At 71.6% G+C, this 20,669-nt stretch carries 16 protein-coding genes; 8 read left to right on the forward strand and 8 right to left on the reverse strand.

Annotated elements, in window-relative coordinates:
• The first annotated feature begins 92 nt into the window (after positions 1-92).
• Positions 93-2,453, forward strand: coding sequence for a glycoside hydrolase family 31 protein (locus tag KY5_RS05625; protein WP_098241165.1), 2,361 nt, complete (start codon positions 93-95; stop codon positions 2,451-2,453).
• Between the two features lie 104 nt (positions 2,454-2,557).
• Here KY5_RS05625 and KY5_RS05630 read toward each other — a convergent pair whose 3' ends face one another.
• On the reverse strand, positions 2,558-3,091 hold the full coding sequence (locus tag KY5_RS05630; protein WP_234362619.1) for an NUDIX domain-containing protein: 534 nt from the start codon (positions 3,089-3,091) through the stop codon (positions 2,558-2,560).
• 73 nt (positions 3,092-3,164) lie between these two features.
• Between KY5_RS05630 and KY5_RS05635 the strand changes: the two genes are divergently transcribed.
• From KY5_RS05635 to glpK, 5 genes are all read left to right on the forward strand, one after another.
• Positions 3,165-3,998 carry a M15 family metallopeptidase gene (locus KY5_RS05635; protein ID WP_098241167.1) on the forward strand — a complete coding sequence of 278 codons (834 nt, stop codon included), beginning with the start codon at positions 3,165-3,167 and terminating at the stop codon, positions 3,996-3,998.
• Between the two features lie 190 nt (positions 3,999-4,188).
• Positions 4,189-4,614, forward strand: coding sequence for a Zn-ribbon domain-containing OB-fold protein (locus tag KY5_RS05640; RefSeq protein WP_098241168.1), 426 nt, complete (start codon positions 4,189-4,191; stop codon positions 4,612-4,614).
• Positions 4,611-5,801 carry a lipid-transfer protein gene (locus KY5_RS05645; RefSeq protein ID WP_098247072.1) on the forward strand — a complete coding sequence of 397 codons (1,191 nt, stop codon included), beginning with the start codon at positions 4,611-4,613 and terminating at the stop codon, positions 5,799-5,801. The genes KY5_RS05640 and KY5_RS05645 overlap by 4 nt, the downstream gene beginning before the upstream one ends.
• Positions 5,802-6,186: 385 nt before the next feature.
• Positions 6,187-6,942: an MIP/aquaporin family protein gene (locus tag KY5_RS05650; protein WP_098241169.1), complete on the forward strand. Its 756-nt coding sequence runs from the start codon at positions 6,187-6,189 to the stop codon at positions 6,940-6,942.
• A gap of 22 nt (positions 6,943-6,964) precedes the next feature.
• Complete coding sequence (gene glpK / locus KY5_RS05655) at positions 6,965-8,485, forward strand: glycerol kinase GlpK (RefSeq protein ID WP_098241170.1); 1,521 nt, start codon at positions 6,965-6,967, stop codon at positions 8,483-8,485.
• A 74-nt stretch (positions 8,486-8,559) separates the two neighbouring features.
• On the opposite strand, the gene KY5_RS05660 is transcribed toward glpK, so the two are convergent.
• Genes KY5_RS05660 through KY5_RS05680 form a run of 5 tightly spaced genes read right to left on the reverse strand, consistent with a single transcriptional unit; the run spans position 8,560 to position 16,876 of the window.
• Entirely contained in the window at positions 8,560-9,165 is a 606-nt protein-coding gene (locus tag KY5_RS05660) for a GTP-binding protein (protein ID WP_098241171.1), read from the reverse strand.
• Positions 9,146-12,832, reverse strand: coding sequence for a hydantoinase B/oxoprolinase family protein (locus tag KY5_RS05665; RefSeq protein WP_098241172.1), 3,687 nt, complete (start codon positions 12,830-12,832; stop codon positions 9,146-9,148). Before KY5_RS05665 ends, KY5_RS05660 begins: the two co-directional genes overlap by 20 nt.
• A gap of 25 nt (positions 12,833-12,857) precedes the next feature.
• Positions 12,858-13,310: a DUF742 domain-containing protein gene (locus KY5_RS05670; RefSeq protein ID WP_234362620.1), complete on the reverse strand. Its 453-nt coding sequence runs from the start codon at positions 13,308-13,310 to the stop codon at positions 12,858-12,860.
• A 9-nt stretch (positions 13,311-13,319) separates the two neighbouring features.
• Positions 13,320-13,760 (reverse strand): roadblock/LC7 domain-containing protein, encoded by a 441-nt coding sequence (locus KY5_RS05675; RefSeq protein ID WP_055553594.1) that lies wholly within the window; start codon positions 13,758-13,760, stop codon positions 13,320-13,322.
• The gene (locus KY5_RS05680; RefSeq protein ID WP_098247073.1) at positions 13,757-16,876 is read right to left on the reverse strand and encodes a nitrate- and nitrite sensing domain-containing protein; all 3,120 of its coding nucleotides are present in this window, start codon (positions 16,874-16,876) and stop codon (positions 13,757-13,759) included. Before KY5_RS05680 ends, KY5_RS05675 begins: the two co-directional genes overlap by 4 nt.
• A gap of 455 nt (positions 16,877-17,331) precedes the next feature.
• Here KY5_RS05680 and KY5_RS05685 point away from each other — a divergent pair, with 455 nt between their 5' ends.
• Positions 17,332-17,793 (forward strand): hypothetical protein, encoded by a 462-nt coding sequence (locus tag KY5_RS05685; RefSeq protein WP_098241174.1) that lies wholly within the window; start codon positions 17,332-17,334, stop codon positions 17,791-17,793.
• A gap of 28 nt (positions 17,794-17,821) precedes the next feature.
• Here the strand turns inward: KY5_RS05685 and KY5_RS05690 are convergent, their stop codons facing one another.
• Positions 17,822-19,105 carry an NAD(P)/FAD-dependent oxidoreductase gene (locus tag KY5_RS05690; RefSeq protein ID WP_098241175.1) on the reverse strand — a complete coding sequence of 428 codons (1,284 nt, stop codon included), beginning with the start codon at positions 19,103-19,105 and terminating at the stop codon, positions 17,822-17,824.
• Positions 19,102-19,437: a bifunctional 3-phenylpropionate/cinnamic acid dioxygenase ferredoxin subunit gene (locus KY5_RS05695; protein ID WP_098241176.1), complete on the reverse strand. Its 336-nt coding sequence runs from the start codon at positions 19,435-19,437 to the stop codon at positions 19,102-19,104. The genes KY5_RS05690 and KY5_RS05695 overlap by 4 nt, the downstream gene beginning before the upstream one ends.
• 189 nt (positions 19,438-19,626) lie before the next feature.
• Between KY5_RS05695 and KY5_RS05700 the strand changes: the two genes are divergently transcribed.
• Positions 19,627-20,457: an IclR family transcriptional regulator gene (locus tag KY5_RS05700; RefSeq protein WP_234362621.1), complete on the forward strand. Its 831-nt coding sequence runs from the start codon at positions 19,627-19,629 to the stop codon at positions 20,455-20,457.
• Positions 20,458-20,669 lie beyond the last annotated feature (212 nt).

Consider the following 20,669-nt stretch of genomic DNA (forward strand, 5'->3'; position numbering starts at 1 on the left):
ACAGTCGTTGCCCCGGGAATGTGCCGTCACCCCAGGTGAACGGCAGTTGAACGCAGCACACGCGCGGCGAATTCGGTGGCAGGGTGAGCAGCATGAACGGTCGTGACCTGGTGCGTTCGGTGAAGGCGGTCGGCATGGTCGGCACGGCGCAAGGGTTGCGCACGGTGCGCTCCTCCTGGCGCAGGTGGCGGGCGGACGCGGCGGGGCTCGCCCCTCGGGGGCCCGAGCGTGCTCGGGTGCCGGGGCCTGTGACGGGTGTGGAGCCGGAGCCCGGTGGTGGGGTGGTGCGGTTCGCCCGGTCCGAGCTGCGGGTGCGGGTGGCAGCGGGCGGGGCGGTCTTCTGGGGCTGGGACGGTGCGGGGCCCGAGCCGTCGTACGCGCTAGCCTGCGGGAGTCCCGAGCCGGATCCCCGTGCCGTCCTGGAGCCCGACAAGGAGGGCGGTTGGCGGGTGGTGTCGGAGCGGGCGACGGTCGTCGTCTCGCGGCACGGGGCCGTAGAACTGCGCACGCCCGGCGGCGTGATGCTGCGGCGCGATCTGCCGCCGCGCTGGTGGGAGGCCGAGGGCGGCGCGGCGCGCTGGGTGCAGCGTTCGGAGGTGGCGGCGGACGCGCGGTTCTTCGGACTCGGCGGCCGGGCGGGCGGGCCGCGGCTGCGCAACGGGACGTACCGGCTGTGGAACACCGATCCCGGTGGTTCGTTCGGGCCCGGGGACGACCCGCTGTACATCACCATGCCGGTGCAGATGGTGGTGGCCGACGCCGGTACGCATCTGGTCTTCCACGACAACACGTGGGAGGGCGAGGTCCTGGTGCACGAGGGCGAGGAGGGCGCCGGGTCCGGGCACGACAGGACGGGGTCGTGCGAGGTGCGGATGGACGGCGGGCCGCTGCGGTGCTGGGCGATGGTCGGCACCCCCGCGCGCGTGCTGCACACCTGGGCGTCCCTGACGGGCCCTCCCGCGCTGCCGCCCTCCTGGGCGCTCGGACACCATCACGCGCGGTGGGGCTTCGGCAGCGAGCAGGAGGTGCGCCGGATCGTCGCCGGTTATCAGGAGCGCGGGCTTCCGTTGGACGCCGTGCATCTGGACATCGACCACTACGAAGCGCATCAGGTGTTCACCGTCGACAAGGAGCGGTTCCCCAAGCTGCCGCAGTTCGCCGACGAGTTGCGCAGGGACGGGATCCGGCTCGTCTCGATCGTGGACCCCGGGGTGAAGGCCGAGCCGGGGGTGGCGCTGTACGACAGTGGCGTGGCGGCCGATGTGTTCGTGCGGGACGCCGGGGGCCGTGCCGTGCGCGGTGTCGTGTGGCCCGGTGAGTCGGTGTATCCGGATTTCACCGACCCACGCGCGCGGGAGTGGTGGGGGCGGCTCTACGGGGAGCGTCTGAAGCAGGGGTTCTCGGGGTTCTGGCACGACATGAACGAGCCGGTGTCGTTCGCCGCGTTCGGTGAGGCGACGCTGCCCCGTTCGGCGCGGCACGCCCTGGAGGGGGCCGGTGGGGACCACCGGGAGGCGCACAACGTGTACGGCCTGGCGATGGCCCGTGCCGGGTACGAGGGGCTGCGCGAGCTGCATCCCGACGAGCGTCCCTTCCTGTTCTCGCGGTCCGGCTGGGCGGGCATGCAGCGCTACGGAGGGACCTGGTCGGGCGATGTGTCCACGGGCTGGCCGGGGCTGCGCGCTTCGCTGTCACTGGTGTTGGGGCTCGGGCTGTGCGGTGTGCCGTACTCGGGGCCCGATGTGGGCGGCTTCGACGGCAGCCCTTCTCCGGAGTTGTATCTGCGGTGGTTCCAGCTCGGCTCGTACCTGCCGCTGTTCCGTACGCATGCGGCGATGGGGGCGGGGCGGCGGGAGCCCTGGGAGTTCGGGGACGAGGTCCTCGAGCACGCGCGCGTGGCGCTCGCCGAGCGCAGGAGGCTGCTGCCGTACTTCGTGACGCTCGCCCATCTGGCGCGGCGCACCGGCACTCCGTACGTGCGGCCCTTGTGGTGGGGCGGCCCCGAGGACAGGGCGCTGCGGGACTGCGAGGACGCGTTCCTGCTCGGTGACTCCTTGTTGGTCGCGCCGGTCCTGGAGAGCGGGGTGCGGCAGCGTACGGTGCGGCTGCCCAGGGGGCGTTGGTACGACACGGCGACCGGGAAGGCGTACGAAGGGCCTGGCCAGGTCGTGGTCGAGGCTCCCCTGTCGCGCGTCCCGGTGCTCGCGCGCGCGGGCACCGTGCTGCCGGTGCGGGCGTCCGACGGCGGTGTCGAGCTGGAGGCGTGGGCACCGGCTCAGGGGCGTACGGGCGGGGGCCTGGTGATCGCCGACGCGGGTGACGGGTGGGCGGAGGCGGAGATCGAGCGGTACACGACGCGGTGGGACGAGGGCCGGGTGGTCGTCGAGCGGGATGGTGGCGAGAGCGAGGGTGCGCCGGGGCGTCCCGTGGGGATACGGGGGCTCGCGGGCTGAGTGTCGCGGGGCCGGGGGCTGTCTGCCGGGGCGTCGTCCACCGGGGGCCCGGACTGGAGACCCAGACGCCGGGGCCTTGAGCACCGGCGTCGGACACCGGCGACTCAGATGTAGCGGCCCTCGAACCACGCGCGTACCGCGAGCGTGTGCAGGGGGAAGGCCAGTTCGGTGGGGCGGCGCAGCAGGTCCCAGCCCTCGGTCTCGTCCGTCGGCGCGGGAGGCGCCAGTTCGGCGGCGGGGCGCTCGGGCAGGAGGCCGAAGAGCAGGAGGTAGCCGTCGGGTGCGCTCATCGCGTCGGCCAGGCGTACGTCGCGGGGCTCCGCGGTGATGCCCGTCTCCTCCTGGAGCTCGCGTACGAGGGCGTGCCGCCAGTCCTCCCTGTCGTCGATGAACCCTCCGGGCAGGGCGGTGCCCCCGCGCGCGGGGGCGATGGTGCGGGTGACGACGACCAGGGCGGTGCCCTGGGTGTCGTACACGGGCTGCAGGGCCACCACTACGGGAAGCGGGTTGCGGTAGGCCACCGCGCCGCAGCTCGCACAGGTGCGGGGCCAGCCGGAGAGGTCTTCTCCGTAGGGCGCTCCACAGCTCGAACAGTGGGAGCCGGGAAGGGAGTTGGCGGGGTGTGGGGATGCGGGCACGCGCGGACTGTACCGGATCTTTCGTCGCGGCGGTCTTTCGCGGTCGGCGGCGGTCCTGATAGACGCAGGGGGCATGACAGGACTTGCCCGCTCCCTGCGGAACATCGCCGTCTCCGCCACCGCCCTGCTGGCCGTGGCCGCCGCCCCCGCGCACGCCGAGCCGAAAGCGGAGCCCAAGGCTCCCGAGGAGTTCGTCGCGCTGCGCTCCGTAGACCCCACGATCATCCAGGAGATGCGTTACTTCACGCCGCACAACTTCGTGGGCGAGCCCATCGACGGCTACAAGAAGCCCATGTGCATCCTCACCGAACCGGCGGCGAAGGCGCTGCACAAGGCCCAGCGGGCGCTGCTGCGCAAGGGCTACTCCCTGAAGGTGTACGACTGCTACCGGCCGCAGCGTGCGGTCGACCACTTCGTGCGCTGGGCCGAGGACCTCGACGACGAGCGCATGAAGGCGGAGTTCTATCCCCGGGTCGACAAGTCGAGACTGTTCGAGGACGGCTACATCGCGGAGAAGTCCGGGCACAGCAGGGGCTCGACGCTGAACCTGACGGTCGTCCGTCTGCCCGCCAAACCGACCCGTCCGTACGTCCCCGGGGAGCCGCTCACCCCGTGCTACGGCCCCAAGGAACAGCGTTTCCCCGACAACTCCATCGACATGGGAACGGGTTTCGACTGCTTCGACACGCTGTCCCACACGGACGACCCGCGCATCACGGGCAAGCAGCGCGCGCACCGCGACCTGCTGAGGGACGCCCTGGTCAAGGTGGGCTTCACCAATCTCCCCGAGGAGTGGTGGCACTTCACGTACAAGCCCGAGCTCTTCCCCGACACCTACTTCGACTTCCCCGTCTCGCCGCGGTCGCTGCACGGCAAGCACGGCAAGCACGGCAAGCACGGCAAGTAGGACCGAGCGCGAAGGGAGGGTGACCGGGGCACCCCCGTCGGTCCCGGTCACCCCCTCCGGTACTCGGACGCGAAAGTCGCCCGTCCGGTTCTGTTTTCCTCCCCCTGACGGAATCCGGTTGCTCGTGGCACACTTCTGACGTTCCGTCAGATTCAGCCGTGGAGGAACCTTGTCGCGTACGAGCACACCCGTGGTGGCCCACTGGTTCGCCGGGGAGGGCGCGGACTTCCGTCTGCTGGGCACGCGCTGCTCGGCGTGCGCCGCCGTCTTCTTCCCCCGCGAGGACGCCTTCTGCCGCAATCCCGGCTGCGCCGGTGGTGAGCTGGTGGAGGCGCCGCTGTCCCGGCGCGGCCGGGTCTGGTCGTACACGGACGGCCGGTACCGCCCGCCCTCACCCTATGTCTCCGATCCGGAACTTCCGTGGGAGCCCTACACGTTGATCGCTGTGGAGCTCGCGGCAGAGCGCATGGTGGTGCTCGGCCAGGGGGTGCCGGGGCTCTCCGTCGCCGATCTGGAGGTCGGCATGGAGATGGAGGTCGTCCCCGGCGTGCTCAACGAGGACGACGAGACGACCTGGACGACGTGGCACTGGCGACCCGTGGGGGTGGGCGCGTGAGCGGCGAGGTGGCGGTGCTGGGTGCGGGCATGCACCCGTGGGGCAAGTGGGGGCGGTCCTTCGTCGAGTACGGCACGGTGGCGGCCAGGGCGGCGCTGGCCGACGCCGGGATCGACTGGCGCGACGTGGGCTCGATCGTCGGCGCGGACACGGTGCGGGGCGGCTATCCCGGGTACGTCGCCGGGGCCACGTTCGCCAAGGCGCTCGGCTGGCAGGGAGCGCGCGTCGCGAGCGTGTACGCGGCGTGCGCGTCCGGGGCCCAGGCCATCAACACGGCACGCGCGCAGATCCTTTCGGGTCTCGCCGACGTCGTCCTGGTGGTCGGGGCCGACGCGGCGCCCAAGGGGTTCTTCAAGCCCGCGGGCGGGGAGCGGGCCGACGACCCGGACTGGCTGCGGTTCCGCGTCCTGGGGGCGACCAACCCCGCGTACTTCGGGCTCTACGCGCGCCGCCGGATGGCCGTGCACGGCGACACGCTGGAGGACTTCGCCCTGGTCAAGGTGAAGAACGCGGCCCTGGGGGCGCTCAATCCGAACGCGCGCTACCGCAAGGAGGTCACCGCCGACGAGGTCGCCGCCTCCGCCGTGGTGGCCGACCCGCTGCGGCTGCTCGACATCTGCGCCACCTCGGACGGGGCCGCGGCCCTGGTGCTCTCCAGCATGGAGTTCGCGCGGCGGCACGGGACCACCGATCCGGTACGCGTGCGTGCCGTCTCCACGGTCACTCCGACGTATCCGCGCACCGTCCTCGACCTGCCGGACATCGCCACGGACTCCGCGGCCGTCGTGGAGCCGAGCGAGGAGACCTACCGCGCCTCCATCGCGCGTGCCGCGTACGAGGAGGCGGGCGTCGGCCCCGAGGACATATCCCTGGCGGAGGTGTACGACCTCTCCACCTCCCTCGAACTCCAGTGGTACGAGGACCTCGGGCTCTGCGGCGAGGGCGAGGGGGCCAAGCTGCTCCGGGAGGGCGCGACCTCGCCGGGCGGGCGGACCCCGGTGAACACCAGCGGCGGACTCGCGTCCTTCGGAGAGGCCGTGCCCGCCCAGGCGATCGCCCAAGTGTGCGAGCTGACCTGGCAGTTGAGGGGTTCGGCGGGGGCGCGTCAGGTCGAAGGGGCGCGCGTGGGGATCAGCGCGAACCAAGGGCTCTTCGGGCACGGGTCGGCCGTCATCGCCGTGCGCTGAGGGCTTCGGGGAGGTCGCGGACCGCTCATCGCGGGGTGCGTCGCAGGAAGGCGTCGCACCGGTTAACCGTTGCCGTCCGCGACCTTGACGCTCCATCACCATCGGTGAACACTTCCGGGTGTCAGTCGGCATCGCCGCACCTCGGCTCCACGGCGCACAGAGCCTCTGCGCGCGCGAAGGGTCTGCACGAAGGGCCTGCTCAACGGGTCATCCCCCCGAGGCGGTCCGACTGCGACGGCACGCTCGTCACGGACGCCGGGCGGGGCGCGGGAGACCTCCTGCCTTCGGCTGAATCAGCCGGGCGTATCCAGGCAGTAGTCGTCGGAAACGCACCCTGCACGGAGTACCGGGGCGCAGCGCCCCGGGCGAGGGCCTAGGAGCCGCCATGTACTCGAATGGGGACATCTTCGTCGGTGAGATCATCGGCACCGCGATCCTGATTCTGCTGGGCGCCGGTGTGTGCGCCGCCGTCACACTCAGCCACTCGAAGGCGAAGGCCTCCGGATGGGTCGTCATCGCCTTCGGATGGGGTTTCGGCGTGCTCGCCGGCGCGTACACCGCGGGCCCGCTCTCCGGCGGTCATCTCAATCCCGCCGTCACGCTCGGCATCGCGATCGACACCGGCAAGTGGGACAAGGTGTGGATCTATCTGCTCGGGCAGATGGTGGGCGCGATGCTCGGTGCCGTACTCGCCTACCTCGTCTATCTCGCGCAGTTCAACGCCAATGTCACGCGGGGCGCGAAGGGCGACTCCGAGGGCGTGCACGTGCCGACGCCGACGCTCGGCATCTTCTCCACCATCCCGGAGATCCGGAACCCCGTCGCCAACCTCATCACCGAGGTCATCGCGACCGTGGCCCTCGTGCTGCCCATCCTGGCCTTCGGGCTCACCAAGGGGCTCGGCGAATCCGGCACGCAGACGCTGATCGTGGCCTTCCTCGTGGTCGGCATCGGCCTCTCCCTCGGTGGCCCCACGGGGTACGCGATCAACCCGGCGCGCGACCTCGGTCCGCGCATCGTGCACACGTTCCTGCCGATCCCCAACAAGGGCACGTCCGACTGGAGCTACGCCTGGATTCCGGTGGCCGGACCGCTGATCGGCGGGGCCCTCGCGGGTGTCATCTACAACGCAGCCTTCTGAGTCTTCTCGTCAAGGGGTAGCCATGCCGGACAGCTCCGAGAAATTCGTCGCCGCGATCGACCAGGGCACCACGTCGAGCCGCTGCATCATCTTCGACCAGGACGGCGCGATCGTCGCCGTGGACCAGCGCGAGCACCGCCAGATCTTCCCCAAGCCCGGCTGGGTGGAGCACGACGCCACCGAGATCTGGTCCAAGGTGCAGGCGGTGGTCGCGGGGGCGATCGCCAAGGCGGGGCTCCGCGCCGACCAGCTGAGCGCGCTCGGCATCACCAATCAGCGCGAGACGACCGTCCTGTGGGACCGCGCCACGGGCAAACCCGTGCACAACGCGATCGTCTGGCAGGACACCCGTACGTCGGGGCTCTGCAACGAACTGGGCGGCGCGGACGGCCAGGACCGCTTCCGCGAACAGACGGGGCTGCCGCTGGCCAGCTACTTCTCCGGGCCCAAGGCCGCCTGGCTGCTCGACAACGTGCCGGGGCTGCGGGCCCGTGCCGAGCGCGGCGAGATAGCGTTCGGCACCATCGACTCCTGGCTGATCTGGAACCTCACGGGCGGCACCGAAGGCGGCAAGCACGTCACCGACGTCACCAACGCGGGCCGCACCATGCTGATGAACCTGGAGACCCTCCAGTGGGACGCGTCCATCCTGTCGGCGATGAACGTCCCCGAGGCGGTCCTGCCGGAGATCAGGTCCTCGGCCGAGGTGTACGGCACGGCGGTGGGCCAGCTCTCCGGAGTGCCCGTCGCCTCCGCGCTCGGCGACCAGCAGGCGGCCGTCTTCGGGCAGGCCTGCTACGACACGGGCACCGCCAAGAACACGTACGGCACGGGCAGCTTCCTGCTGCTCAACACCGGTAACCGGCCCGTCCCCTCGAAGAGCGGCCTGCTCACCACGATGGGCTACAAGATCGGTTCCGAGGCGCCCGTGTACTGCCTCGAAGGCTCCATCGCGATCACCGGTGCCCTGGTGCAGTGGTTCCGCGACCAGCTCGGCATCATCCGCAACGCGGACGAGATCGAGACCCTCGCGGCGAGCGTGGACGACAACGGAGGCGCGTACATCGTGCCCGCGTTCTCCGGTCTCTTCGCCCCCTACTGGCGCTCGGACGCGCGCGGTGTCGTCACCGGACTGACCCGGTACGTCACCAAGGCGCACCTGGCGCGTGCGGTCCTGGAGGCGACCAGCTGGCAGACGCGTGAGGTCGTCGACGCCATGTACCAGGACTCCGGGGTGCGGATCACCACCTTGAAGGTGGACGGCGGCATGACCAAGAACAACCTCCTGATGCAGCACCAGGCGGACGTCCTCGGGGTGCCGGTGATCCGGCCGAAGGTCTCCGAGACCACCTGTCTGGGCGCGGCGTACGCGGCCGGGCTCGCCACCGGGGTCTGGAACGACCTCGACGAACTCAAGGCGCACTGGCAGCAGGACGTCGAGTGGACACCGCAGATGGACGCCGGTGCGCGGGAGCGCGAGTACCACAACTGGCACAAGGCGGTGGAGCGGAGCTTCGGCTGGCTGGAGGACGGGGAAGGCTGAGCCGAGCACGACTGCGGCCCGTACCCCGGTCGGCGGGGGTACGGGCCGTAGCTCCGCGGGCGCGCGACGCCGGATTACGGGAGCGCGGGCTCCCGTGCCGCCGCTGCCGCGGTCATCGCGTGTTCGACGACGCCGATGAGGACGTCCTTGACCGACTCGCGGTCGCGGGCGTCGCACAGGACGACGGGGACCTCCGGGTCGAGGTCGAGGGCCTGGCGTACGGCGTCGGCGGGGTAGCGGGTGGCGTCGTCGAAGCAGTTGACGCCGATGACGAAGGGTATGGAGCGGCGTTCGAAGTAGTCGACGGCCGCGAAGCAGTCCTCCAGGCGGCGGGTGTCGGCGAGGACCACCGCGCCCAGGGCGCCGGTCGCCAGTTCGTCCCAGAGGAACCAGAAGCGGTCCTGCCCTGGGGTGCCGAAGAGGTACAGGACCAGGTCCTCGCGGAGCGTGATGCGGCCGAAGTCCATGGCGACCGTGGTGGTGTGCTTGCCCGCGACGCCGCGGGTGTCGTCGACGGGGCGGCCCGCCTCGCTGAGGGTCTCCTCGGTGCGCAGCGGCTTGATCTCGCTGACCGCACCGACCAGCGTCGTCTTGCCGACGCCGAAACCGCCCGCCACCAGGATCTTCAGGGTCACCGGCTCGACGGGGGCCTTGCCGCGCTCAGAACGCCTGAAAATCATCGCTCACTTCTCCTGGATCAGTGGTGTCGCGCGGGGCCGGTCCGTATCCGCCGCCGCCGGGGGTTTCGATCACGAGTACGTCGCCGGGGCCCAGGTCGGCCGAGTCGCTGCCGCCGAGTTCCAGGACGCCGCCGTCCGCGCGTTCCACGCGGTTGGCGCCGAGCGCGCCGGTGGCGCCGCCCGCCATGCCGTACGGCGCGACCCTGCGGTGCTGCGACAGGGTGGACACCGTCATCGGCTCGCGGAAGCGGATGCGGCGCACGGCCCCGTCCCCGCCCCGCCACCTCCCGCTGCCGCCGCTGCCCGCCCTGACCGCGAACTCCTCCAGGAGGACGGGCAGCCGCCACTCGAGGACTTCGGGGTCGGTGAGCCGCGAGTTGGTCATGTGGGTCTGTACGACGGACGCGCCGTCGAAGCCGTCGCCCGCGCCGGAGCCCGAGGCCACCGTCTCGTAGTACTGGTGGCGTTCGTTGCCGAAGGTGACGTTGTTCATCGTTCCTGAGCCCTCCGCCTGGACGCCCAGGGCCGCGTACAGGGCTCCGGTGATGGCCTGCGAGGTCTCGACGTTCCCCGCGACGACGGCCGCGGGCGGCTCGGGCGAGAGCAGGGAGCCGGGCGGCACGATGATGCGCAGCGGCCGCAGACAGCCGTCGTTGAGCGGGATGTCGTCGTCGACGAGCGTGCGGAAGACGTACAGCACGGCGGCGTTGACCACCGCGAAGGGTGCGTTGAAGTTCGTGGCGAGCTGGGCCGATGTGCCGGTGAAGTCGACGGTCGCGGTGCGCTCTTCGCGGTCCACGCTCACCCGGACGCGGATCGTGGCTCCCGAGTCCGTTTGATAGGCGAACTCGCCCTCTTCCAGGGTGTCGATGACCCGTCGTACCGCGTCCTCGGCGTTGTCCTGGACGTGCTTCATGTACGCCTGGACGACATCGAGCCCGAAGTTGTCGATCATGCGGGCGACTTCGTCGACGCCCTTCTGGTTGGCGGCGATCTGCGCGCGCAGGTCGGCGAGGTTGGTGTCCGGATTGCGCGAGGGATGGGCGGCGCCGGTGAGCAGGTCGCGGGTCTCGGGCTCGCGGAAACGGCCGCCTTCTACAAGAAGCCAGTTGTCGAAGAGGATGCCCTCCTCGTCGATGGTGCGGCTGTCGGCGGGCATGGAGCCCGGCGCGATGCCGCCGATCTCCGCGTGGTGGCCGCGCGATGCCACGTAGAAGAGGATCCGCCGCCGCGCGCTGCCGTGCTCCCCCGGCTGGTCGAAGACCGGGGTGATGACGGTGACGTCGGGGAGGTGGGTGCCCCCGTGGTACGGGTCGTTGACCGCGTAGCTGTCCCCGGGGCGCATGTCGCTCCCCCTGCGCGCGATGACCTCTTTGACGCTGGTGCCCATCGAGCCGAGGTGCACGGGGATGTGCGGGGCGTTGGCGACGAGGTTGCCGTCGGGGTCGAAGAGCGCGCAGGAGAAGTCGAGCCGCTCCTTGATGTTCACGGACTGGGCGGTGGACTCCAGGCGGGCGCCCATCTGTTCGGCGATGGACATGAAGAGGTTGTTGAAGACTTCGAGCAGGACGGGGTCGGCCGCGGTGCTCGCGGTGGAACTCGCGGGCTCCGCCACGCGTTCCATGACCAGGTGTCCCGCCTCGGTCGTGGCCGCCTGCCAGCCGTCGTCCACGACCGTCGTGGCGCTGGCCTCGGTGATGACGGCGGGCCCGGTGACCCTCTCGCCGGGCGGCAGTTCCTCGCGGCGGTGCAGGGGCACATCGCGCCGGGCGCCGCCCGTGTGCAGCTGGACGGTCCGCGCGGCGCCGTGCGAGGGGTCGCCCGCGAACGCGGCCAGGTCGGCCAGATCGGGGGGCTCGGTGATCCCGGTGGCCTCCACGGAGAGGGCTTCCACGACGACGGGCCGGTCCAGGGTGAAGGAGTAGGTGGCGCGGTGGCGGTCCTCGAAGGCGCGGAGCATGGTGTCCGGCTCCGTGAGTTCCACGGTGAGGGCGGTGTCCGTGCCGTCGTAGCGCAGTTGGGCGCGGCGGGTGACCCGGACGCGTTCCGCGGGCACGTCCTCGGCCAGGAGCTCGTCGCGGGCGGCGCTCTCCAAGTCGTCGGCGATCTCGCGGACATGGGGCATGGAGGACGCTTCCAAGGGCGCCTCGACCGACTGTTCGCGCATCGCGGTGGTGTCGGCGAGACCGATGCCGAGGGCGGAGAGCACACCGGCCATCGGGGGGACGAGGACGGTGCGGATGCCGAGCGAGTCGGCGACCATGCACGCGTGCTGGCCGCCCGCGCCGCCGAACGTGGTCAGGGCGTAGCGCGTGACGTCGTGGCCCTTCTGGACCGAGATGCGCTTGACGGCGCCCGCGATGTTGGCGACCGCGATGCGCAGATAGCCCTCGGCGACCTGCTCGGGCGTGCGGTCGTCGCCGGTGGCCTCGTGGATCTCGCGGGCGAGGTCGGCGAAGCGGTCACGGACGAGTGCGGCGTCCAGGGGCTGGTCCCCGTCCGGTCCGAACACCGCGGGAAAGTGGGCCGGTTGGATGCGCCCGAGGGCGACGTTGGCGTCGGTGACGGTGAGCGGGCCGCCGCCTCGGTAGCTCGCGGGGCCCGGGTCCGCGCCCGCCGAATCGGGGCCCACGCGGTAGCGGCTGCCGTCGAAGTGGAGGACGGAGCCGCCGCCCGCGGCGACGGTGTGGATGTCCAGCATCGGGGCGCGCAGGCGCACCCCCGCGATCTGCGTGGTGAAGACCCGTTCGTACTCGCCCGCGTAGTGCGACACGTCGGTCGAGGTGCCGCCCATGTCGAAGCCGATGACGCGGTCGAAGCCCGCCAGGTGCGACATGCGGGCCATGCCCACGATGCCGCCCGCGGGCCCGGACAGGATCGCGTCCTTGCCGCGGAACTGGCCCGCTTCGGCGAGGCCGCCGTTGGACTGCATGAACATCAGCCGTACGCCCTGGAGTTCATCGGCGACGTGCTGGACGTAGCGGCGCAGGACCGGCGAGAGATACGCGTCGACGACCGCGGTGTCGCCGCGCGGGACGAGCTTCATCAGCGGGCTGACCTCGCTGGAGAGCGAGACCTGCGGGAACCCGGTGCGATCGGCGAGCTCGCCGATCGCCTGTTCGTGGGCGGGATACAGATGGCTGTGCATGCAGACGACGGCCACGGAGCGGATCCCGTCGTCGAACGCCTTCCGTAAGGGACCGGTGAGTCCGTCGAGGTCGGGTTCGCGCAGCACGGTGCCGTCCGCCGCCACGCGCTCGTCGACCTCGATCACCCGCTCGTAGAGGAGTTCGGGCAGGACGATCTCGCGGGCGAAGATCTCCGGGCGGTTCTGGTACGCGATGCGCAGGGCGTCGCGGAAGCCGCGGGTGACGACAAGCGCGGTGGGCTCGCCCTTGCGCTCCAGGAGGGCGTTGGTGGCGACGGTGGTGCCCATGCGGACGGTGTCGACGGGAAGCGCGGCCGTCCGCCCGTCGGGGGCATCGGCGGCGTCCCGTACGCCGCCCGCCCGCGCCAGTAGTTCCCGGATCCCCGCGACGGCCGCGTCCCGGTAGCGCGCGGGGTTGTCCGAGAGGAGCTTGTGCGTGAGCAGGCGACCGTCCGGATGCCGCGCGACGATGTCGGTGAAGGTGCCGCCCCTGTCGACCCAGAACTGCCAGCCAGTCACGTTCTCACTCCTGCTTCCGCGCTGTTCAGAGCGCCCGGAGGCCGTTGATCACGTCGCGCAGAATACTCTCGTCCGGCAGCTCGGCGGGGGGTACGGGGCGGGTCACGTGCACCAGTTCGTCGTCGACGAGGTCTCCGATGAGGACGCGGACCACGCCGATGGGCAGATCGAGTTCGGCCGCGAGTTCGGCGACCGACTGGGGAGTGTCACGGCAGAGTTCGACGATGTCCACGTGCTCCGGAGAGAGCGTCTGGTCGGCCTCCGGGGCGCCGATCGCCCGTGCCTCGGCGATGACGACCGCGATGAGGTCGAGGCGATGCTGCCCCGGACTCGTGGTGCGGCCACGCGTCATGGCGTAGGGACGCACCACGGGACCCGCGTCGTCGTCGAACCAGCGGTGGGTCTCCTGTGACGCTTGTGGCCCCTGCGATCTCTGTGTTCTTTGCGTGCCCTGTATCCCTCGTCCGTCGTCGCTCATGACCTCCCACTACCCCCCGGCGGGCAGGTCCGTGCGCGGCGCCGTCCCCAGATGCACGCCCACCCTCTTGACCAGCAGCGTCATTTCGTACGCCACCAGGCCGACGTCGGAGTCCGCGTCGGCGAGGACGGCCAGACAGCTGCCGTCGCCCGCCGCCGTGACGAAGAGGAACGCGTCGTCGAGCTCGACGACGGTCTGCCGGACCCTGCCCGCCTCGAAGTGTCTGCCCACGCCCTTGGCGAGGCTGTGGAACCCGGAGGCGACGGCGGCGAGGTGCTCGCTGTCCTCCCTGGTCAGGTTCTTCGACACGCCGGTGGGCAGGCCGTCGCCCGAGAGGACGAGCGCCTTGCGGATGCTGGCGACGCGCTGCACCAGGTCGTCCAGGAGCCAGTTCAGCTCACCTGACCCCCCGGTCGTGGCGGTGCGTGCGTCGGCCTTCGGTGCGGTCATCGACCGTCCCCCTCTGTGGTTCCTGGTGCTGTGCCGTCCGTGGCGGTGTCGCCGGCGGCGTTCTCGTCCCGGCCGCGCTGCCAGCCCCGCTGGAGCGAGGCCATGCGGCTGCGTACCTCTTCCGCGTCGCGCTCCTCCGGCCGGGTCTCGGCGCGCTCGGAACGGCGGTCCGGACTGTCCTTCAACTGCGGGGCGAGGCTGGCCTGCCGGACACGGCGGGGCAGTCCCCCCAGAGTGGTCGTGGTGTTGCGGTCCTGGTCGGTGCTCCTGTGCTGGTCGGTGTCCTGGTGACGCTGATCGGTGGTCCTGCCCGGTGCCGCGTCGGGCACCGGGGCGACGGGCGGCCGCGTGTCGGTGCGGTCCTGGCTGCCGCGGCCCTGGAGGCCGGTGCGGCGGCGCCTGGGCAGCTCCGCGGGCCCCTCCGCGTCGTCGGTGGCCGTGACGTCCCGGTGCGGCGGGGACAGCTCGGGCCAGGCCGACTGCGGCTCGGGACGGCGCGGCAGGTCGAGGCCGCCGGGTGCGGTGGGGCGCGGCGGACGGGTGCCCGCCGGACCCTCCGTGGTCCCCGGGCGCCAGGGGCGCCCCTGCGTCCCGTCCTCGGCCGCGGGGTCCAGCGGCCGGTCGCCGAACGGCGCACCGCCGTCGGGCCGCTCTCCGAAGGGAGCGCCTTCCTGCGACCTGCCGTCCTGGGGCCTGCTGTCCGGCGGCCGGTTGTCCGCGGGGCGGCTGTCCCCGGGACGGGTGTGCGTCACGGGGCGGCCGTGCGAGCTGACCAGCTTGGGTGCCCTGCGGCGCGGCAGCTGTACGGGTCCCTCGGAACGGGCCTCTTCGGAGTGGGCGCTTTCGGCGCTCTCCTCCGTGGCGCGGCCCGCCGCCGCGTCGGGGCGGGCGGGTTCGGCGCGGCCCGGCTCCCGCTCGTCGCGGGCCTGCTGGTGCTGCTCCCCCGGCGTGCCCGCCACCCGGCGCCTCGGCCGGAAGAGCCCGCCGATCTCGCTGTCCTCGTCGCCGAGCGCGCCGGGGAAGGAGTCGAGGTCCGCCATGCCGACGGGGGCCTCCAGCTCGACGGGGCCGTCGAGGACGGAGGCGGGAAGGCCGGGCAGTTGCACGGGCACCTGGGCGAGCGCCGCCGTGCGATCGGCCGTCTTGTCGGTGCTGACGGCGGGCTCCTTGGGCTGCGGCCTGTCGAGCCGGAAGCCGACGCCACCGGTGTCGGGCACGTCGTCGGTGAGCAGGCCCTCGGGGATGAAGACCACGGCGGTCGTACCGCCGTACGGCGACGGCTGCAGCGAGACACGGACGCGCTGGCGCTGCGCGAGGCGGCTGACCACGAACAGACCGAGCCGGTCGGTGTCGGAGAGCTCGAACTCGGGGGTCTCCGCGAGCCGCAGGTTCGCGTCGAGCAGTGCGTCGGCGGCCATGCCCAGGCCCCGGTCGTGGATCTCCAAGGTGAAGCCGTTGGCGACGTGCTCGCCCAGGACCTGCACGGCGGTGTGCGGCGGCGAGAACACCGTGGCGTTCTCCAGGAGTTCGGCCATCAGGTGCGTGAGGTCGGCGACGGCGGGACCGGTGACCGCGATGCGGGGCAGGCGGCGCACCTCGATGCGCTCGTAGTCCTCGACCTCCGCCACGGCGGCGCGCACCACGTCCATGAGCTGGACGGGCTTGCGCCACTGTCGGGAAGGGGCCGCTCCGGAGAGGATCACGAGGCCCTCGGCGTGCCGTCGCATGCGGGTGGTCAGGTGGTCGAGGCGGAAGAGGTCGGCGAGCTCGTCGGTGTCCTCGGTGCGCCGCTCCATGGTGTCCAGGAGCGTGAGCTGCTTGTGCAGCAGGACCTGGCTGCGCCGGGCGAGGTTGACGAAGACCTCGGAGACGCCGCGGCGCAAGTCGGCCTGTTTGACGGTGGCTTCCACGGCGGCCCGCTGCAGGGTGTTGAGCGCCTGCCCGACCTGTCCGATCTCGTCCTTATCGTACGTCAGTCGCGGCGACTCGGTCTCCACGTCCACCTGTTCACCGGCCGCGAGGCGGCGCAGGACGCCGGGCAGTCGGACGCCGGACGCCTCGTGGGCCTCCAGCCGCAGGCGGCGTAGGTCGCGGATGAGGCTGCGTCCGATGCGTATGGACATGAAGAGCGAGACCAGGAGGGCGAGCAGGCCCACGACGCCTGCCACGACCGCGCGGACGATGACGCCGACGGAGGCCGGTTCGACACGGTCCTGGAAGCGGTCGGCCGCCTCGATGTTGCGCTGCGTGAGCTCCTTGAGGACCCGGCTCGCGGACGCGTCCCAGTGGGCCGTCGTCACCGCGCGCGGGGTGCCGGGCGTCGACGCGATGACGTCTTCCTCGGCCTTGCGCAGCTGGGTGGTCTCGGCGCCGTTCCAGAACCGCTCGTAGCGCTCACGGTCGCCCTCGGGCAGCTGTGCGAGGTTCACCTCGTAGAGCAGTTCGCGCTGCGCCCGCAGTTCGGCGATCTGCCGGATCTCCGGCTTGGTGACCCGTCGCGCGACGAGGGAGGAACTGAGCAACGCGTCCTCGCGGGACAGCAGTTCACGCGCGCGTGAGACACCGACGAGGGCGCGGCCCTGCTGGTCGAGGCCCACGTCGTCGAGTCCGGCGAAGCCGTTGAGCGTGGTCAGGAAGCCGAAGCAGGGATCGATCAGCTTCGAGTACATCTTCAGGGCGCCCGCCCTGGTGATCGTGCCCTCTTCGACGGTGCGGCGCAGCGAGTCGATGCCGCGGAACGCCTCGACGAGCGCGGTGAGCTGCTCCTCGGAGTCTCCGTAGACGTTGTCCCTGATGTCCGGGTCATCGGCCTTCGCCCGCGCCTTGCTGACCATGTCGTCGGTCGCGGTGCGACTGCGGCGCAGGGCGGCGAGGGCGTCGGAGGCGCGGGGGTCGGCGAGGTAGACGAGAGTCCGCCTGCGCTCCTCCTGGACCACGCGGATCGTGTCCTCGATGGGATAGCCGAGCTCGTCGACGACGTACGACGCCTCGAGCACTCGATTCGCCTCGCGACCGGTGATGACGGTGGCGAAGCCCCATATCGCGGTCAGGGAAACCAGCGGCACGAGCAGCAGTGCCACGATCTTCCGGCGGATGGACTTCCCGCGAAAGCGCATGGCCTCCCCCTGATCGGCCCCCTGCGGCCGGTGCATGGGCCAGGGGCACACATGTGCGTCAACAAACGGCGCGAGCCTACTACTGACCCACGGGCAACTCGAAGGCGCATCCGAACGCTTTTCAGCCGTGACGCGAAAGGGACGTCCCCAGTTGTCCCTCCATTACGGGAGATTGCGTCCCAGCATGTGCCGCATGCCACCTGGGCCCATCCCCCTTTGCCCGTACGCCAGTTGGCCGGATTTCTTCGCTGAACGGAAGGTGCGCGACCGGTTCATGTCCGGTTCGCGGAAGCATCGCGGGAATCTTTCGGATCTCCCGTTCGTCAGTCAGGGAGAGGGGCGTGAGGCCGGACCATGAGCGAGCGACATAAAGCGCAGTAAAACGGGCAGCCACTGGTGAGTTGGGCGGTGGCGTCCGGCGAGAGGCCGCGAGGCGCGGGGGGAGTGACGAATCGATGGGTACGACAGTGCGCGACAAGGCGTCCGGGAGCGGTGCGGCCGCGCAGGAGCGCGAAGAGCCGGGACAGCGCCCGCCGTTGTGGGTCGAGGAGCCCGCGCGCAAGAGACGGCTGCCCGATCCCGTGCGCACGTCCGCCGTGCGGGCCGTGATCATCGTGGCGCTCACCCTGGTGCAGGCGATGGTCGCCTTCCTGTCCGCGCTCGCCGGTTCCTGGCTGTCCTTCCCCATGGTGCTGAGCAGCGTGGCCAGTACGGTCGTCGCGACGTGGGGCGTCCTCGACGTGTGGGTGACCCGCCAGGTGTGGAACCAGCGCAACGGCGTGGTCTCGGCGCCGAGCAGCACGGCACGCCGTCTGCGGAGGGAGCGGCGCCGAGCGCGTCGGCAGGCTCGCGCTGAGGGGCGCGGCAAGGTGCGCATACGTAGGCGGGGTGGGGCGGGACAGCTGTCTCACCCTTGAGGGGGCCGCGTGGTGGGCCGCTCCCGGGTCAGACCACCGTCTCCTTTGCCCGGCTCTCCTGGGCGGCAAGCTCTCGGCGCACCTTCATGAAGGGACGCGCCCGGCCCACGGCGAAGGCGGCCGTGGTGCGACCCTCCCGCTCGTAGACGGCGAGGAAGCCGCCCTCGTCGAGGACTTCAGGGGAGCCTTCGAGGATGCGGACGGTGTCGCCGTCCTCCCGGCGGCCCGCGAACTGGATGCGGGAGCCGTACTGATCCGACCAGAAGTACGGGAGCGGGCGCGCCGCCTCGACCGTGCGTCCCGCCAGCAAGTTCCTTACGGCGACGCGGGGTTGCTCCGTGGCACTCGTCCAGTGCTCGGCGCGGACGCCGCCCACGCGGGCGACGTCACCGACCGCGACGACCTGGGGCAGCGCGGTCGCACAGCCGTCGTCGCACAGGACCCCGTCGGCCACGGCGAGGGAGGAGCCGGCGAGCCAACCGGTGTTGGGGGTGGCGCCGATGCCGACGACGACCACGTCGGCAGCCAGCGAGCGCCCGTCGGCGAACTCCACGGACCTGACGGCGGGCAGCGCCTCGGCACCGGCACGCCCCCAGTCAGCGCCACCCGCACCGGCACCAGCACCAGCACCAGCACCAGCACCAGCAGCGACACCCCCGCCCCGGAGCCGAGCCACTCCCACTCCGGTCAGCAGCCTCGCCCCGCCCCGTTCGTGGAGACCCGCGCACACCAGGGCGAGTTCGGTGCCGAGCTGGGCGGCGAGCGGGAGCGGTGCGGCCTCGACGACCGTGACGTCATGCCCGAGCGCCACGCACGAGGACGCGGTCTCGGCGCCGATGAAGCCTCCGCCGATCACCACGACGCGGCGCGGGCCCCGGGTCAGTTCGGCGCGCAGCGCACGGGCGTCGTCGAGGTCGCGCAGGGTGTGGACGCCCGCGAGCGGGGGCCCTGGCAACCGCCGCGCGCTCGCCCCGGTGGCGACGACCACGCCGTCGCTCGCCAGGGTGCGCCCGTCGTCCAGGACGACCGTGCGGTCCCGCACGTCGAGCGCCCGCGCCCGCGCGCCGAGGATCCATTCGGCACGGAGTTCGGCCAGTTCCTCCGGGTCGGTGAGGGCGATTCGGTCGACTTGGGCGGCCCGGTCCTCGTCGCCCGCGCCCGTGAGGAAGTCTTTGGACAGCGGCGGTCGGTCGTACGGCTGGTGCGGCTCGGCCCCGACGACGGTCAGGCGCCCTGCGAACCCCTGGGCCCGCAGCTCGCGCGCCGCGTACAGCCCGGCGAGCGAGGCGCCCACCACGGTGACGGCCCTCATGCGGCGGATCCCTCCCCGGTCGCCGCCACGTCGGCGGCGAGGCGGACGTGGATCATGCCGTCCGCGACGTGCACCTCATGGGTGCGGACGGGCTTGCGGGCGGGCAGGCAGGTCGGCCGCCCGGTGCGGAGATCGAATGAGGCGGCGTGGAGCGGGCATTCGACCAGACAGCCCTCCAACCATCCCTCGGACAGGGACGCGTCCTGGTGGCTGCATGTGTCGTCGACGGCGAAGAGCTCGCCGTCGGCGTTGAACACCGCGACGGGCGGCGTGGTGTCGAGACGGACGGACTCGCCCGCGGGGAGGTCGGCTAGGCGGCATACGGGAATCATGGGCCCCCCTCTTGGTCTCATTCGGCCCGGTCCTGGCCCCTTCTGGGGACAAGACCCTTCGGTAACATGATGTTTCGTATGGCGCACGAGGGAGCGCTATGCGCAACAGAATCCGGCCGGGAAGCCCACCGCGTCAAGGGCTTCCCGAAGACGCGGCCCGACGGGCCGCCAGGTGGTGAGAGTTGAGATATGACCGGCACGCGGAAACAGGCTGATCACAGCAGTGGCCCCGACGGGGAAGCCCGCGAGAGGCAGCCGAAGGGAGCCGCCGGATCCGTCCAGTCCGTGGACCGCGCGGTGAGCGTCCTGGAGATCCTCGCGCGGCTCGGCGAGGCCGGAGTCACCGACATCGCCGACGAGTTGGGCGTGCACAAGTCGACGGCCTTCCGGCTCCTCGGGGTGCTCGAGAACCGCGGCCTCGTCGGTCAGGCCAAGGACCGCGGCAAGTACTTCCTGGGTGCGGGCGTACTCCGCCTCGCGGGGGCGGCGGCAGTGCGCATGGACATCTCCCAGGAGGGCGGCCCGGTCTGCCGGGAACTCGCCGACGAACTGGGCGAGACGGTCAACATCGCGGTCCTGGACGACGATGCCGCGGTCAACATCATGCAGGCGCGCGGCCCCGCGTCGGTGACCGCGCAGAACTGGCTGGGCAGACGCACCCCGCTGCACGCCACCTCCAGCGGCAAGGTGCTCCTCGCGCATCTGCCGACCACGCTGCGCGAGGGCCTGATAGCGCGCACGCTGCCGCGGCTCACCGAGCACACGGTGACCGGCACGGTGGCGCTGCGCGGCGAGCTGGAGACCGTCGTGGAGCACGGCTTCGCCGTCGCCGTCGAGGAGTTGGAGGTCGGCCTCGCCGCCGTCGCCGCGCCCGTGCGGGGGCACGACGGCAAGGTGATCGGGGCGCTCAGCGCGTCGGGGCCGGTGTACCGGCTGACCGAGGACCGGCTGACCGAGCTCGCCAAGCGCACGGTCGCGGCGGCCGTGGAGCTTTCCCGTCGGATGGGCTACGGCTTCTGACCGAGGACGCGGAGACGCGGCGGACATGAACGAGGGCGGGCCGGGAAATCCCGGCCCGCCCTCGTTCATGTCCGCCGCGTCTCCGTGCGCCCTCCGGGTTTTGCGAAGGGTTAACTCCACCCCCTTGACGGCCTCTTGATGGCGTTCCCACTATGTCTCTCATAGCGCAACCGATCGTGCAGTACGCAACAACGCCATCGCGTCGTACACGG

The organism is Streptomyces formicae (genome assembly GCF_002556545.1).
Taxonomy (GTDB): Bacteria; Actinomycetota; Actinomycetes; order Streptomycetales; family Streptomycetaceae; genus Streptomyces; species Streptomyces formicae_A.